Here is a 17,398-nt window from a genome sequence, read left to right as displayed (position 1 = left end):
AGCGGTGAGTTGGTGGTTTTGAGTTGCCGGGTGGCTGATCCGGTGGTGGGCGGGTTGCTGGGCAAGTTGCGGGGGTTGTTGCGGGAGAAGGATTATCACGGTGATGTGAGTGGTCCGACGGGACGGGTGGAGATCCTTCGAGATGGCACCGTCCGCGTTCCCGCCGGGGATTCCGCTCCGGACTCGGTGACGCTCGGCGCCGCGGAAATCCTGCCCGAGATCGACAGGGACGCGTGGAGGTTCACCGAGGAGGTGCTGGCCGCGATCGACGGCAGGACCGCTCCGGAGAACCACCCCGAATCGGAGACGAGTTCGCCGGCCGACATCGAACGCGTTTCCGCAGGCCCACCGAAGCTTCCCGAAATCGAACGCGAAGCGAATCGTTTCATCGAAGAGCTCTTCGATGAGCTCGACGAGCATGTGTCGCCGGCGACGCCGTCGCCGCTGCTGCGGCAGAACAGCTGGGTCTCCCTTCAGTCCGCGCATTCGGATTTCGTCAGCGAACAGTCGCTCGAAACCCAGTACGGACTCTCGCGACAGGACCAGCGCCGGTTCCAGAAGATGGCCGATCGGTTCGGCGTGGTGTTCGACGTCCGCCCTGCCAACCCCGCCTCTGTGGGCTGGCGAGCCAGGGGCGCGGTCCCCAAGCCGGTGGAAATCAAGGCCAAGACACTCAATGAGCTCGACGTCCACCTGGGTATGCCGCGGGAGCTGATCGGCCTGGTGGCCTACTTCGAGCCGCGGAGACCGGACCTCGACAGCCTGCCGCAAGATCTCCGTGAGCGCGTGACGAAGCGGTACGAGGATCGTTCGTTCGAGTACACGCAGCTGGCCGAGTCCATGGGCGGACTGGCAGAGACCGGCCGGTTCCGCGTCGTCGACGGGGTGGTCCAGGAACGCACGGAAGTCGGCTTCCGCAACATCACCGGCGACAACGACGTGTACGACATCCGGCTGCCCGAGGACGGGTCGAGTCTGCATCACACGGACTACGAGCGCATGGTCTACCTGCTCACCGGGCGGGAGATGGGGGTCGAGCACGGAGCGCTCAAGTACTGGGAGCCGGAGACGGAGTTCCAGCAGAAGATCCGCGACGACATCGACGAACAGCACCGCACCGTTCCGCTCGTCCGCTTCGGGCCGGGCATGCCGCCTGCCCTGGTCCACGTGGGCGACGAACAAGGCGGACGTCGTCCTTCTGTCGCGCCTGTCGCGGCTCCCGCGCCGCGGCCGAACCTGACCTCCCTGTACCAGCCCGAACCCGTGGGCACGGAGCAGTTCGAGTCGCTCCGGCCTTTGCAGGCGCAGCGTCGCACAGACGGCACGTTCCCGCTGTTCGGCCGCCCGGAGACCGGCACCAAGACGGAGTACCGGCCCGTTTTGCGGGTCGCACGGGACTGGACCCTGGGCATCAACGGCGCTCGGTCGGTGGACGACGGCGGTGGTGTGATCGAGGCAAGGGAGTTCTTCGCCACCGAGGAGGTGCTCGAACAGGCTCGCGAAGCCCTGCGGCGTAGCAGGTCGGGAATTGAGTTGGAGGTGCGGGATTCCCGGATCGTTCTCGACGAACAGGGCCGGGACCAGACACTGCACCGGGTGGTTCCCCGGCTGCCCGGTCAGCTCACCGACGATTCCCGCGACTTCGCCGGGATAGTCCACGGTGCTACACCGGACATGGTGCTGTTCGAAGGTCCTGGAGGGCACAGGGCCACGGCTCGGGTCGATACCCGTGACGGTACGGAGGTGACCGGCACCTTCCACCTGGCCGAAGGCCTCGCCGAGATAGTCGAACAGGGTGATCCGTCCCTGGCGGACGAGAGCAGGGCCGCGGAGATCGCCGCACGGGACCAACGTGAGACCGGCGGGACCCCGGGGCGCCCGCTCCCGGGACGACGGTACGGGCGGATGCTGAACCACGCCCCGGAAATGCGGGTGCAACGCCTGCGACTCGATGAAACCGCCCGACGCATGGGGGTGAACCAGTTCGCCTGGGCGAAGCCAGGACAGATGTATGTGCGGTCCTCGATCCCGGGTGAGAGCGCCGACGGCCGGCCCGCCTACACGGGCATGGCCCGGGACGGGGCGGCGGCGAACCAGCCGACGGGGTATCACTTCGCCACCGTGATCGCGGAGAGCTCCGACGGCCGGACTCAGATCACGCTGGAGAACCATCCGCGCGCCGCGGAACAGGACGCGGCCGTCCGGGACGCGATCGAGCGCAATCTGGTGCATCATCACGCGGAACTCGAGAGTCTTCCGGCCGAGCTGTCAAGGCAGATCGACCGCGCGCGGACCGCCGGAGACGACGCGGAGACGGCACGGCTGGAGCGTCATCTCGAACTCGCTGAAGCCCTCGCCGGTATCGCGAGGACCGGGTATGACCGGGCTGACCCCTCGGCTCGGCAACGTGTCTGGCGGGCGATGGCCGACGAGCTCGACATCATGCCAGGTCCCGAGCGCTGGTTTTTCCGGATGTACACCAAGGAACCGGGTGAGACCTTCTTCGACCAGCAGGTGCTGCTCCACGTCCCCGAGGGCACCGCTCCGGGCGTGAACCCGCTGGTGACGACGGCTCTCGGCGGACTCGGTGAGATCCCTCCGGTGAAGGTGCGATTCGAGCCGGGGCAGTCGATCCCGGACAAGGATGACCTCGCGGACATCCGCGAGGTCGCGCGCGAAGTGGCGCGTGTGGCCGTACTCCGGGAGGACCTGGGGCTGACAGGGGTCAAGGTGACGATCACCGGGTATGGCGGTGACCACGTCTTCTTCCCTGGACGACGCGACACGACGGCCCAGCGACGGGCCGTCCAGGTGCGCGACCATTTCCAGGAGACACTGGCCGACGAACTCGCCGCGCTTCAAGACGACAATCAGACTGTCGGCTTGGAGGACGTCGAACTCCGCGTCGAAACCGGACCCGCTCCGACCTCGGGGGACCGGCACCGGGCAACCGTCGAGGCCGCCTTCGGCGACGTGTCGAACACCCCTGAGCACCAGGCCGCCGCCGGCTACGACCGCGCCATCCATGGACTGCCCGAGCTGGAGATGTCCCGATCCGAACTGCGGGCCAAGCTCGCCGAGTACACCGCGCTGGCAGGCGAGGGCAAGCTGGAGCACCATGCCCTGCCCGGAGGCACCCGGCAAAGGTTGATCGCACTCGACCGGTCGCTCGCCGCGCTGTCCGAAAGCGCCAGGGCCCGCGTCCGCACGTTCGTCAACGACGCCCTTCTGTCGGCTTCCTTGGTGCCGACCCAGGAACAGCCGCTTCGTCCGAAGCGCTCCTACGGCGGCGTGAATGTAGACCGGCGGACCGTTCAGCCGGTGACACCCGCCCGGCTCACCTACTTGCTGGACACGTTGACCTCAGTGATCTCGCGCGGCGCGGACCCGCTCACGGCGACCACTTCACCGTTGCTGGGCCTGGCGATTCCCGCCGACGCCGAGCTGCCGGTGCGCCTGACGGTGCTCGGCCTGGCGAACCTCGACACGACCACCCGGACCACGTTGGCCGCGGATCGGTTGTTCACCGCTCTGCTGAACAACCCCGCGGTGCTGACGGAAGCGTTGTTCGCCGCCACGGGGCATGAGGAACAGTACTTCCTCAACACCGCCACACCCGCCGCCATCGATACGGGTGTCCGCAGCAGGGTGCCGACGCTGGCAGGGCTGCTGCAGGTGGGGCGGGCCGTGGCGAACGCGACCGAACACGGCCTCGCCCAAGCGAGTACCGAGAGCCGATCCCGGCTCGATCGGCCCTTCGGACGCACCCAGGAGGAGATGGTCCGGAAACGGGTCGCCGACTCACGAGCCGAGTTCGCCGCCCTCGAACAGCGCGCACTCCGGCTGGCTGCCGCGGATCGGACAGACGGCGCCGGGCGGCGGGAATGGCGGGCGCTGACCGCGCGCTGGGCCAGGTCCATGCAGAAGCTCGCTGCCGCCGAATTGAATGTCGACCAGGTGCCGGTGCTCACGCGGAAGGTTCTGCGCGACAGCCGGCTGAGCAGGATGCTGGTGTCGCCGCTGATTGTGGACCGGGGAAGCCGCCGCCTGGCGCAGGTCGACCACGGGTCCTATCTGGACAAGGTGGGGACGCAGCTCGCACCGGAATCGGACGACGCCCGGTTCGGCTCTAGCTCGTTGCCGGACGACACGCGGTCAAATCTCCCGGTGGCGGGGACAGTGCGAACGGCGGCGCAGCTGGCGTCATTCTGGCAACAGGTGGCGGCCGAAGGCGGCGCACTGTTGTCCACCCCGGATCACGCGGTCTACCTGCAGGCGGCCACTGTGGACGGGAGGCAGGTGTTCGTACTGAACCACCCGAGGGACCCCGGCCCGACCGTGTTCACGCCGGAGGAGTTCGTCGCTTGGGCGGCCGACGGTGAGGTGGAGGCGAGCGCCAAGTACTTCCCTTACCTCGCCGGCGAGGAGGCGAGTGCGGCCCCCGAGGAGAGCGGGGCTCCGGTCGAGGAGTTCACCCTCCCCGACTCCGACGGCTCGCCTCCGCATCGAGCCGAGGAGGAACAATCCGATATCGCCTCCGCTGCTTCACGCGGGCGAAGGCGGTCGAGCATCGCCTCGTCGGTTGGAGAGATCTCGCCCCTCGATCTGCGCCGCACGGCGAGTGAAGTCGAATTGAGCAGACATCGTGCCACCAGCCTCACGTCGTCGCGAGGCGGTGGGACATCGCGTAGCGACAGCCCCGAAATCTCCCGGCACGGCGGGCGACGCCCTTCGCCCGCGCGGAGGTTCGGGGGCAACGACGGCCTTCTTCAGGTTTCGGTCCATCGACCATCCGGTGGACATGTCGGCAACTTCTTCCCGACGCACGAGTCCCCGCCCGAGACGGCCGCGCACTGGCGGTCTCCCTTCGACGACATGTACGTACATCTGCCCGAGACGATCCAAGAGGTGCCGGAGGAGGTGGACAACGTCGCCCGGCCGGTGGTCGACGCCGCCTTCGGGAACGGAGGGGCGGCGCCCATCCGGTTGGACGAGACGTTCAAGGGCTTCTCGGGCGACGGGTATGCCGACGACAGCCATTCCGAGGACGGGCTGGTCATGGGAGGTCCGGCGTCACGAACTTCGCCGAGGCCGTACCCCGATGTCGATTTGCCCGAAGCGGACTCGGTGGCCGTGCGCTCGCGTTCCGGTGCCGAGGTGGGAATCGGGTTCCCGCTCCCCGCTCTCGAAGACGTCGTGTCCGATATGGACAGTGAACGGCCGGTTTCGGCAGGACACGACGTCCTCGAGAGGGCGGACGTCGCCTTGGCGGAGTGGTCGGAGGCGATCATGGAGGTGTCGGGTCGGGTTGGGGAGCGGGAGGAAGGTTCGCTGCCGTCGGCGGTGCCTGTCGAGCGGGCGCGTGCCGAGGCCGAAGGGCTGGTGCGTGAACCGCCGTCCGTGCGATCCGCCGTCGACGAGGATACGTTCCAGTTCCTGCATGACGGTCTGGTGTCGATGCTGACCGACCTGATCGCCGAAGGGGTGCGTGCCGAGGCTGCCTGGGCGGAGGCGGATGTCACGCGATTGCGTTCCGAGCTCGAAGCGTTGCGTGGGCGGGTGGAAAGCGCGCACTACACGCTGACCGCGGCGGAGATATCGAGGCAGGCACCGGAGCCGGAGGCAACTACCGATCTGGTCGCCGACGCCGAGCGAGCGTTGGAGAAGTGGTTGACGCCGATCATGGAGGCGTCGGGTCGGGTTGAGGAACTGGAGGACGGTTCGCCGGAATCGGTGGGCGCGGTCGAGCGAGCGCGGGCCAAGGCAGAGGAGTTGACGCGTGGGTTGCCCTCCGCTGTGGAGGGGGCGGACGAGGAGGCGCGTCAGCTTTTGCATGATGGTCTGGTGTCGATGCTGACCGATGCGATCGCGGGGGGTACCGAGCCGCGTTTGGCTTGGCACAGTCCGGTTGTGGCGGGGTTGCGCGGTGAACTGGAGGCGTTGCGCGGCTCTGTGGGGGAGGCGCATTACACGCTGACCGCGGTGCAGCTCCTCGGCCCGGTCCGGCCCGCTTCCGCGGAGGTGTCTCCCACTGTGTCCGATGTGGACCAATTGGCGCACAGCTACAGGGTCGACCAACGCGAGTTGGCGGCTGTGGCGGTCTTCGACGTGCCTGTGAGCGAGATCGAACAGTGGGACCCGGTGTGGCGGACGTCGGACGAACCGCTCTACCGATACGACCACCGGACACCGGCGAACGTATTCGGTGACGGACTGACACCGTACGGCCGGGTCGGTTACGACCTGATGGGCAGAACGGTCGCCGACTCCGTCACGGTCTTCGTCTCGTCGACCCGTGACCCGCGGCTACACCTCAACCCGTTGACCGGCGGGGCCTACCTGGGACGGTTCCGGTACGAGATCGAGGCGCCGGGCGGGATCGTCATCAACGACACTTCCTTGGCCCATGATCGGCTGTACGAGCACGAGGAAGAGGTCGTGTTCCCCGGCGGCGTGCGGCCGCGCTTCATCCGTGGTGCCCATGAGATCTCCGAGGGTGGAGAGCTGGGGACGTATCATCCGAATCCCGGCTTCCGCCCCGGGATCGAGGCGGCACCCGAACCCGGACCCAGAACCTGGATCGATGAGGAGTTCTCGTGGTCTGACATCGAGCCTGACGAAGACGTCTCGTCACAGCAGAACGGCTTCGACGAGGACGGGCTTGCGGAGGCCGAAGAGAACTCGCCGGCCGCCGAGGCCCGTGAGGCGACGCGGACGTGGTCTACGCCCATCACGGAGATTCGGGCGCGGCTTGACGAGCGTGCGATCCACTCGCCGGATGAGGTAAGGCGAGCCCGTGGGCAGGCGGAACGGTTGGTGCGCGGGTTGCCCGACGCGGTCGCGGAAGCCGATGACGGGGTTCGCTTCTTCCTCCACGAAGGTCTTGTGGCGTTGCTGACCGATGCGCTGCTGAACGGGGCCTCGTTCCAGGCTGCCTGGCGGGATCCCACGGTGACTCAGGTCCGGGAGGCTGCTGAGTCGTTGCGAGGGCCGGGACACCCGTCGCATTACATGAGGCTGCCGTTCGCTGAAATCGCGGCATTGGAAGCCGAGCGGGCCGAGGCCACCGTCCAGACCTTGCCGGAGTTCGAGGAGCAGCGGGACGGTGCCGCCTACGAGGACACCGGATCGTCCGTTGTGGAGGATCTGGGCGAGCGGGCGCTGGAGGAGTGGCTGGAGCCGATCCTGGAGGCATCCGGTCGGGTGGAGGAGCGGATGGAGGGTTCGCTTCCGTCGGTGGTACCGGCCGATCGGGCGCGAGCCGAGGCCGAGGAGTGGGCGGGAGAGTTGCCGCCCGGATTGGCCGGTGTGGACGAGGAGACCCGCCAGACCCTGCACGATGGGCTCATCTCGATGCTGACGGATCTGATCTCCGGTGGCACGAGTCGCGCGGACGCGTGGGAGGACGGGGACGTCGCTCGATTCCGCGGTGCGCTGGAGTCGCTGCGGGGCCCGACGGAGAACCCGCACTACGCCCGCACCTCGCTGGAGGTGCTGGAGCAGCAGGCGATGGAGAAGTGGACGGAGGCGATCCTGGCGGCGACCGAGCGGGTCGAGGAGCGGGAGGAGGGTATGCGGGCCTCCAGGGTGCCCGTCGAACGGGCACGCGCCGAGGCCGAAGGATTGGTGGGCATGCTTCCCGCCGCTGCGTCCACTGTGGACGAGTGGTCGCGGCAGACCCTGCACGAAGGGCTCGTGTCGATCATGACCGATCACATCGCTGGGGGGATGAACGCCCGCGTCGCCTGGCACCGTCCGGAGGTCGTGCGACTGCGCGGGGATCTGGAGACATTGCGTGGTCCGGCGGAGACCGCGCATTACACCCGGACCGCGATGGAGATCCTGGGGCAGGTTCGACAGGCGGACAGGAACGAGCAGCCCGTGACCACCGATCCGGTTCCGGCCGAAGTACCGTCGAAGGCCCAGCGGGTGTGGCTGCGGTGGGAAGAGCGGGTCGATGCCGCCGGGGAGCGGATTCGGCAGCGTGAGCAGACCGCGCCGCAGGCGGTGACGTCCGCCCGGCAGGCGGTCCAGTCGCTGATCGGTGCGCTGCCCCGTGCGGCGGCCGACGCGGACACCGCGGCCCGGCAGCTCGTCCACGACGGGCTCGCGACGCTGTTGACGGACCTGATCTCCTCGGGTGCGTCTCCTCGCGCGGCCTGGGACGATCCGCACGTCGCGCCGCTGCGGGAGAGCGCCGAGGAACTGCGGGATCTGCCGAGCGTCCGTACGCACTACACCGGCGTGCCGCTGGCACTGACCAGGTTGCAGTCAACGGTCGCCGTGCCCGAGCCAGTGGATCCGGCCGCCCGCGAATGGCTGGGCTTTGAAGAGCCTTCGACACCTTCCCCGGTGCCGACCGAGACGGCACGCGCGGGCTTGATCTCAGACGACTCGAATGAGCCGTCAGACGACGACAGCCTCTATGCGGACGAAGACGTGCTCAGGCGCCAGGCCGACGGGCGGTACATCGCGGACCTTCAGGGGCCGGCCGAGTGGATGAGCGAGCCTGCCCCCGAAGGCGGAGTCACTCCGGAGCCGGGGCGGCTGCCCGCGGCCGTGGCCGAGTTCGAGGCCCGGTTGTCCCGCGAGTCCCGGCAGATGGCTCCGCAGGTTGGCGCACTCCGTGAGGCGGCGGCACTGCTCGGAGAACGTCCGCGTCCCAGGGTGGGTTATGGACCCGACGCCGCCGAGCAGCAACGGTTGTGGCAGTCGATGACCGACTCGGTGGCACTGGCGTTGTCGCGGGATTCGGACGCCGAAAGCCTAGCCTCGGAACTTCGGGCTGGATTCGAGCGGCTGGCCGAGTTCGACGACCTCGCCGCATGGGCCGAGACGGAGCTCGCGCGCTTCCAGGAGCGGATCGACCGGGCCCGGGCCCGCCTGGACGAACGACGGCAGGGGGAACCGCTGCCCTTGGACGAGAACCAGAGCCGGGACGAGGACCAGCGACGACTGCGGGAACAACTGTACTGGCAGGAGCAGTTGCGCCGCCAGGAGGCGGAGGACCTGCTGGGCGCCCTGCCACCGACGGTGCCGGGCGGGGTCCCCGAACGAATCCGGCAGGCATTCCACGAGGGCATCACGACGATGATGACCGACCTGCTGGTCCACGGTGAACACCCGACCTACGCGTGGACCGAGCTGGGTGAGGTACGCCAGGCGGCCGAAGCCGTTCGCTTGAGCAGCCGCCGAATGCGGAACGTGGACCGGGAAACGCCGTTCGGCCAGTTTCCCGAGCCGGGCCGCGGGTTCTACAGCGAAGATCTGTGGGAAGCGGACCTGCCGACTTATGACGAAGCGGAGAACGCGGGCAGCACTCGGCACTCCGACGGTGCACCGGTCTACAGCGAGCATCTCGTCGCCGACGAGCCCCCGACCTATGAGGACAGCCTGGTGCAGTTCGACGAGGATTCGCGGTCGTCGCTGGCGCAGCAGGTGGAACAGATGGCCGATCTGCTCGCCGAGATCCCGCGGAACGAGATCGTCGCGCTGCGGACGCGGCTGCTGCCCCATGTCATGCCGCCGGAAGGTCTGACCCCGGACGAACTCGCGCGGCGGTTCCCGCTGCACAACCTCATGTTGAGCGCGCTCGCCTATCACACCTTCCTCGATGGGGAACAGCCCGGCGCGGCGTGGGAACGTGCCGAGATGGTCGCGTTGCTCGGCTGGCCGGGCGTCAACGACATTCTGGGGGCCGCGGCCCGGCGACACGATGTCCGCGACGACGCGCACCACGCCCTTCGGAACATGTTCACCGTCGCGAGGTCCTACGCCGAGGCGCCGCCGGAGACACTGGCCTCCGAGATGCCGGCCGCGCCGCGACCAGAACTCGCTTCAGTGCGGGATTTCGATCCGTCCGAAGTGGACTTCGTCCCGTTACGTTCGCGTTCCGGCGTGGTGGTGGGCGTGGGGTTCCCGCATTCGGACTGGGAACGAGGCGTGTTGCTGGAGGCGTTCGAGAACCGCGCCGTGTCGCCGGGGGAGTTCAGCGTTCCGTTGCATCACGGCGAAAACGGCTTCTCGGTCCGAACCAGGAGCGGCCGCGTCGTATCGCTGGACGAGCGCTCGGTGGTGCGCTTGCTCTCCGGCATCGCTTTGCCGGGCGACGCGGGCCTGCTGCAACGGTCGTCCCTGGTGTTCCTCAGCTGCCGGGTGAGTAGCCCGCGATACGGCAACCGGGTGGTCACGCTGGCCGAGCTGTTCCATGACGCCGGTTTCCGGGGCGATGTCCACGGTTTCGACACCCGGGTGGAGGTGCGGCGGGACGGGACGGTGCTGCCGTTGGCGGATGGTGTCGAACCCGCGGAGGGCTCCGTGGTCTTCTCCGCACCGCGGACCGGAAATGAAGTGGTCAGCGATCCGGACGCTGGATCCGGGCCGGGTGACACTTTCTCGTCGGACGGCGGTATCGAGGCCCTGCGGGCGGAACTCTCCGGACAGCGGGTTTTTGCCGTGGACCCCTCGGCGCCGCGAATGTTGACTCCCGCTAGCCAGCACGCTCTGCGGAAGCTGGCCGGCGCTCTGCGGTCCGTGACCATGCTCCAGCGGGCAGACAGACTGGCGGTGCGGGTCGACATCTCGGGTGCGCCGGGGGATGCACAGGTTGTCGCGGATCAGCTGCGGGCGGAGCTGAGCGGCGACCCGGCGCAGCCGATGGCGGACATCGTGGTCGGCCTGGGGATCTCCGGTCCGGTCACCGTCGAGGTGTCGTTGGACGAGATTCCGAAGGGCTCCTCGTATGAGCCGACGGTGACCACGGCCGGCGGGCTCAGCTTCGATTCGGGCCCCTCCGCGGAGAACGCCACTTGGGAGCGCCTGCATGCCACACCGTCCCGCGAGCGGACCGTGGCCAAACCCTTCCACGTCTATGTCACCGGTCGAGACGGCAAGTTCCTTGTCGGCGGCGCGTTGATCGACGGCACTGCCCTGGCCCGCCATGTCCGGAATTCGCCGGCGTTCCAGGAGCGTGCCGGCAACCCGTCGGTGCCGGTGACCTTGATCGGGGCGGGGGTCCAGGGCATCGCGGCGGCGAAGGAGTTCGCGGAGGCCCTGCGGGGCGACGGGCCGTATCGCAGGGTGACCATCGCGACCGGATGGATCAAACCGGACGAAAAGGGACAAATACACATTTATGGCTCCTATTTGAGGGTTTCGGCGATCCAGCCGGACGACGTGCTGTGGGCGCCCTTCAAAGACGTCAACGGCCAGCTGTTCGGTATGGGCTTCAAGACCGACGAGGATGCCGCTACGGCCTACGCGGCGGACCTGGCGATGACCAGCGACCACAGCCTGCGGACGGTGGTCGAGATCTCATCCGGAACAGACCACAAAAAGCCGACCACCTCGCGGTGGGCCGCGGCCACGGAAGGCATACGGGCCCGTCCCAGGATGCTTTTGCTCAACCTCAGCGGAGACAACTTCTCGGCTCCCTTGTCGAACGGAACCGAGGAGGCCCTCACTCCAGAGGTGACCGCGGAGCTGCTGGCGAAGTCCACCGCGTTTCAGACGCTGAACCCAGGTCCGACGCGGCCGCCGCTGGTGGTGCTCTCGGGGACCGACCGAGAGGAACAAACCCCACTGAGAACGGCGAACAGGCGGTTGCTGGCCAAGCTGCGTGCGCTGACCGGGCCCCGGCTGACCTACGACCTCACCGGTTCGTTCTTCTACGACTATTTTTCGATGCTGACCGTGTTGCCGGGTGCCGTATTCGCCGAGAGCTCTCCGCCGTCGTTGGCGGAATTGACGCACGTGTCGTCGGACGGCGTGTTCGGTTTTCCCGTTCCCGGTGGCATGCGGGAACCAGCGGCCCTGAAGGATTTCGTGGACGCGGTCAAGAGCGGCGCCGCCGATCTCGACGGGGTGTGGGCAGCGAAGAAACCTTTGATCGTCTCGGTCGATTCCCCAGACGGGACTTTCGCCCGCATCGGCACGAAAACAGGGGCTGTTCTCGAGCTCGACGGCAAGCAACTCGGGGAGATGATGCTGGCCGATCCGGCCTTCCGGCGGCAACTGGCGAGTGATCCGGACCGGCCGGTGGTGCTGGTCGCCCGCAACGGTGGGGCCCGGGTCAACTTCGGACACCTGGGTTTCGACTTCGCGGGAGCGTTGCGGGCGCAGAAGTTCTACAACGATGTCTATTCCCCGGTCGGCGATGTGAAGCTCGAGTCGGACCGGAGGGTCGCGGGCGACCCGGCCGGGTTCGCGAAGGTGTCCGAACTTCGCGTCGGTGACGTGCGAACCGACGTACTGCGAGACAGCAACGACAAGCCGGTGGCGCTGTTCGTACGGTACCCGGGAGACGCCGCGGACTTCGCCCGGGCCGTTACGTGGGCTGAGAACACGACGGCCGATCGGCTGAGGAAGTACAGTACCGACGCCGCTTCCACCAGGGTGAAGTCACCATGGACAGCCGGCACCATCCCGATGTTCGTGTTCCACGGCACCGGAGACCGCGGTTCCCAGGCCATCCGCAAGGACGGAGTGCCCCAACAACTCACCCAGCTGGAGCTGGGCCGGATCGTGCGAAACGATCCCGGTCTGCGAGACGCGCTGGACCGTAGCCTCGGATCCGACTTCCGGTCGCTGGTGTTAGCCGCGCTGAACGGGGAAACGAAGGGGGCAGGCGAATTCGCCCGGTCGCTGCCTTCCGGCGGCTACTCGCGCGCCGTTCATCATCCCCGGGGCACACTCACGCTATCTAAGAGCGGGGGCTTCGCCACCTCCGGTGGGACTCTCGAAACCCAGCCCGCCCCGCCCAGGCCGGAGGGCGTCGTCGGCTACGCCATGGCCAACGAAAGCCTCGGTGTTCACGGCGAGTTCTTCCCCCTGACGGAGCAGGACGCGCAGAGCATGTTCCTGGCCGCGCGGCACGACTCTCCGGCATGGCAGCGGTACTACTTCCGCCGGGTGAAGGATCAGGCAGAGGGCGAGACCGAACGCCACGTCCCGGTGGTCGCCCGGTGGGCGGGTAGCAAGCTACCGGTGTGGTCCTTGGAAGGCCACGGCCACCGGACAGGATTCGCGTTCGCGCTGAAGACCGATCGGCCCTTCCACTTCGGCGACACCGTGCTGGTCAGTGGGGGTATCGCGGCTCAGATCGCGTTCGGCAGTGAGGTGTTCCGGAAAGCCGGCGTCGACCCCGCCGCCCCGGTGGCGATCAAACACTGTCTGACGATGGCGGCACCGAGCGCCACGGACGCGACGCCCGCGGAACAGTTCAAGGCCGAGGGACAGCGAACCGTGGGCAGAACCGGCCGCGTCTTCGGGGCCACCGACGAGGTCTTTATCAGCGAGTCGAACGCCAGCCTTTCGGTCGCGAAGTCCGGAGTGTTCGCCGAAGCCCTACCGGACGAGGACCTCGCTCAGGAGGTCGAGCTGGCCGATCTCGCGGCGAACCGGATCGAGCCGGTGGAGATCACTTTCCCGACCACGAGCAAGGCGGTGCTGGAAACCGAGGCCGCGCTGGTGCGCGAGGTCGCACGAAAGGTGGCGCGAGCCTCGGCCTGGCGTTCGCGCAATGGCGTGGAACTGCCGGAGGTGACGATCACCGGCTTCGGCAAGATCGGAATCCTGGGTGCTGCCGGACGCGCCCGGAAGACGGGCAAGGAGCGGGCGAACGCCCTGAACAGAGTGTTCCACGACGAGCTGCGCGCCGAATCCGCGCGCTTGGCCGACCTGGGCCTGGAAATCCGGCCGGAGCAGGTCCGGGTGTCGATCACCGGCGTCGAGACGACGTCTGAAGCCGGGCCGAACGGCAAAATCGAGGTCACCATGCCGCAACACGAACTCGGTGAGGAAGCCCTTCGTCTGGTCGACATCCACGGCAACCAGGACATCGCCGTTTTCGCGCTCAACAAGGCCTTCGCCCCTCTTGCTCCGGGGCAGGCCGTGAACCCGGCCGCCCAGCTTTCTGGTACCTACCGGGAGACTTCTTCCTCGAGGGGGGCGATCGGCAGGCAGGAGACCGCTCGATCCGCTTTGGATGTGGATTCGATCGGCCAGGTGGAACAGGCCGGCTCGATCGTTTACCTCCAGTCTCGGCCGGGGGTTTCCGGTGGATTGCTGTTGATGGCGGATGGCGCGGACGCCGGGTTCTGGGAGCGGGTCTATGCGTCGTTGCCGGTCGGGCCTGAGGCGGGGGCGCGGCCGTTCTTCGTCTTCGCGACCGCCCACGAGCGCGGGTTCGTCGTCGACGGCGAGGTGGTCGACACGGCGGCTCTGGTCATGCTGGTCCGGGAAGCCGAGAGTTACCAGGACATGCTCGTGTGGGATCCGGATGCCGAAGTGGTTCTGGTCGTCGATGGCACAGCGGATGTGTCGACGCTCGTGTACGAGGCTGGTCGCTTCGCCGAGCAGTTGAACCGCGGAGAGGAGTATCGGCTCGTATCGTTCTTGTCCGCCGGACCCGTCGCCGATCTGAACGGCACTCCGTATCTGCCGGATGTGGAGGATCGCCGAATCGTCTCTTCGCCACCTTCGCGACTGCGCTCGAAGCCGCTGATCAACGCGCACGGCAGGGAGAACGGTGCCGCGTTCTTCACCGACGACCGTCAGACCGACGTCGTTTCCCAAGTCATGACGATGGCCACCGACGTATCCGCGCGGAGCGTGGGACGGCCCGGTTTCGACCGCGGTGGCCACCCGGTGGTCGTCGAGCAGGTTCAGGAGTGGGCGTCGGCGACCACCGGCGGTCGTGCCCGGCCGCGCTTCCTGTTCTTGGAGAGCGGCGGAGTCACGCCCTCGACCTACTCGGCCAAGGGCGATCATGGACAGGGGTTTGAGCTCGGACCGGTCGAAATGGCACATTCGTTGGTAGCCGGCGCTTTCTTTGCCCAGGCGGCCGCGAGCGTGCGTCCGCCGCACGTGCTGTTCACCGTGACGCCGGTGCCTTCGGCCGCGGACCAGCTCAACCAGCGCCTCCTGGCCGCCCTGCGCCGGCTGGCCGGGCCCATGCACTTCTTCAGCGTCTCCGGGCCTTTCGTGCCGACCAAACCCTTCGGCTACTTCCAGGTCTTGGGTAGCGGTTTCGTGTCCCACCCTCTCCGCGCGTCGGATGTCCGAATCGAGCAGCACGGGCCGGTGTTCGGGTTCCCGAACGACGAGAAAACCAGACAGGCCAGGGCATTGCGCCAGTTCGCGGCGGGGGTGCTGGCAGGTACGGTGTCGGTGGCCGGCCCTTGGGGGGCGCGGGAACCGGTGTTCGTGGTGCCTGACGCTCTCGCGAAGTACGCCAAGCTCGGGATGTCCGATGGGATGCTGAGCGAGGCCGGTGGCGCTACGGTCGCGGAGATCCTGCTGGAACTCCCAGGATTCCGGGCGCTGGTGCAGGACCCTGCTCGGTCGGTCGTGCTTCTCGGGTACGCCACCGGAAGCCGGGTAAACCACGGTGGTTTCGGGTTCGATTTCGCCGGTGCGTTGAGGAGACAAAATCTCTTCAACCATGTCTACGCCCCCATTTCCGCTGTCGCGGTGGACGAGCACGGGCTACGTCTGCCGCTCGACGGAGGGTTTGTCCGGGTCTCCACCCTGCGTGCGGGTGATGTGCGGGTCTCCTCGATCCGCGGTGCCGACGGCGCCCCCCTGGTCCGAGTCGTCCATTGGCCGGACAACGACGCGGCCATGGCGCAGGTTTCGGCCTGGGCGAACAGCACTACCGCCAAAACCCTGCGACTCGTCGGCCCCGATGGCAGTCCGGTGCCTCTTCCCTGGAGTCCGGACGATCCACCGGTAATAGTGGTGGCCGCCCGGCGTCCGCAGGGGGGATACCGGTTCGTCTGGAATGACGGTAAGGCGGCGGTATTCCCGGCGAGCGCGTTGGCCCAGTCGCAGCGTGACGACCCGGATTTGCGTACGTTCCTCGGCAGGGAGTACGGGCCGTCAGGGTCGAAGACGCCGGTGTTGCTGATCGATCAGGGCTCCGATCGGGCGGACCTGGTCACGTTCGCCGACGGGATGGTGCCGGGCGGCTACCGGCGCGTCTTCTACCGGGTCACCGGGCCGGTCTCGTTCCTGCCGACCGGCGAGATCCAGATCAGCGGGGAGATCCAGACCTACCTTCCCTCCCTGCCCGCCCCGTGGCTGATGGTCAGCCGTCCGCTGACCAATTCCCGGCGAGGCACTTTCGGCCAGTACTTCCCATCCCGGGACTTCGACGGCGGGCCGATGGAGCTGGCCGGCCTTCACGGCGGAGACGTCAGAACGCAGGAGTACGTCCGGATTTCCCGAACCATCGACCAGTCCGGCACGCTACAGACGCGGCACGAAAGCTTCCGGGCGCCCTGGACTGGGCGGCGGACCTGGAGCTCCCTCGGCCACGGCGACCCACTCGGCTTCTTCGTGGCGATGCCCACCGATCACGAGTTCGTTCTCGGTGACCAGGTGTGGCTCTCCGGTCTCGACATGGCGCCGGTGCACTATCTGAGCGAGATCTACCGAGCGCACAACCCTTCCCCGGCCAGCAACCTGGTGTTGTTCCAGTGCTCGGTGAACTCCAGCGCGGCCGCCCCCGGTGGCAGGACACCGGCGTACCTGGTGAGGCTTGGCTGGGAAGAGGGCGAGGGGCCGGTATCCGTTTTCGCTGCGACCAATCGCGTCCAGCAGGACCACACGACGCGATTCAATGTCCGCGACGGGGACTTCGTCGAGGCGTTACCACCCGGTGAGGTTCCTCCTGCCCCTGTCAAACACGCCGGTTTCGTCCACTCGACACCGAACGCCGTGGGAGGCATTCAGTACGGCACCAGTAGCCGGATAGAGGAGCTACCGGACGACTACCGGGTCGATGGGACCGAAACCGGTGAACCGGAGGTGCTTCCCCCAACGACGGAGAACTCCCGCTCCGCGCCGGTGCGGGAGTTCTCCGGCTTGGGGCTGACTTCCGGTACCGGGCCCGCCCCCACCACCGCGTCCCCGGCTTCGTCGTCCCGGACATCCTCGTTCGAGTACTTTGTGGACGAGGACCAGGTGCTGCGCGACACGGTGAACGCCGAACTCGGCAGACAGCGCGTTTTCGAGGTGCGCGGCCAGCCGTTGCGTCTGGACGGCCCGGAACCGCAGCAGGAAATGCGGACCTTGGTGGACACGCTGAGAGCGTCCGCCGGATTCCAGCAGGCCGATGGATTGCCGATGCCGCGGGTGACGGTCCGCGGGCTGGGGCCGGGGGCCGAGTTCGTCGCCGCCTTGCTGCGCGCGGAACTCGAGGGCGCCGGGCCCGTGCCGCACGTCCGGACCCTGGCCACCGTGCAGAGCACGATCACTGTCGACGTGGCGGTGCAGACCGCCCCCCGCGGGTCCGCTCATGGGCCCACGGCGTCGTCCGTGGGCGCGATCGGTTTCGATTCGCTGGTCCAGGAGGCGGGCCGCTGGGAGCAGCTGCACCAGGCGATGGAGAGGGAGG

1 protein-coding gene (cut by a window edge) is annotated in these 17,398 nt (G+C 67.8%); it reads left to right on the top strand.

Annotation, left to right across the window (positions count from 1 at the left end):
- Positions 1-30: 30 nt before the first annotated feature.
- Positions 31-17,398, top strand: partial view of a scabin-related ADP-ribosyltransferase gene (locus H074_RS36160; RefSeq protein ID WP_007035060.1) — the 5' portion only. The gene runs 13,118 nt beyond the window's last position; 17,368 of the gene's 30,486 nt are visible here — the first part of the coding sequence; its start codon is at positions 31-33; its stop codon lies beyond the right edge, outside the window.

Source organism: Amycolatopsis decaplanina DSM 44594 (assembly GCF_000342005.1).
Classification (GTDB): Bacteria; Actinomycetota; Actinomycetes; order Mycobacteriales; family Pseudonocardiaceae; genus Amycolatopsis; species Amycolatopsis decaplanina.
Note: the sequence above shows the minus strand (reverse complement) of the source record. Positions and strands in the feature narration are given on the sequence as shown.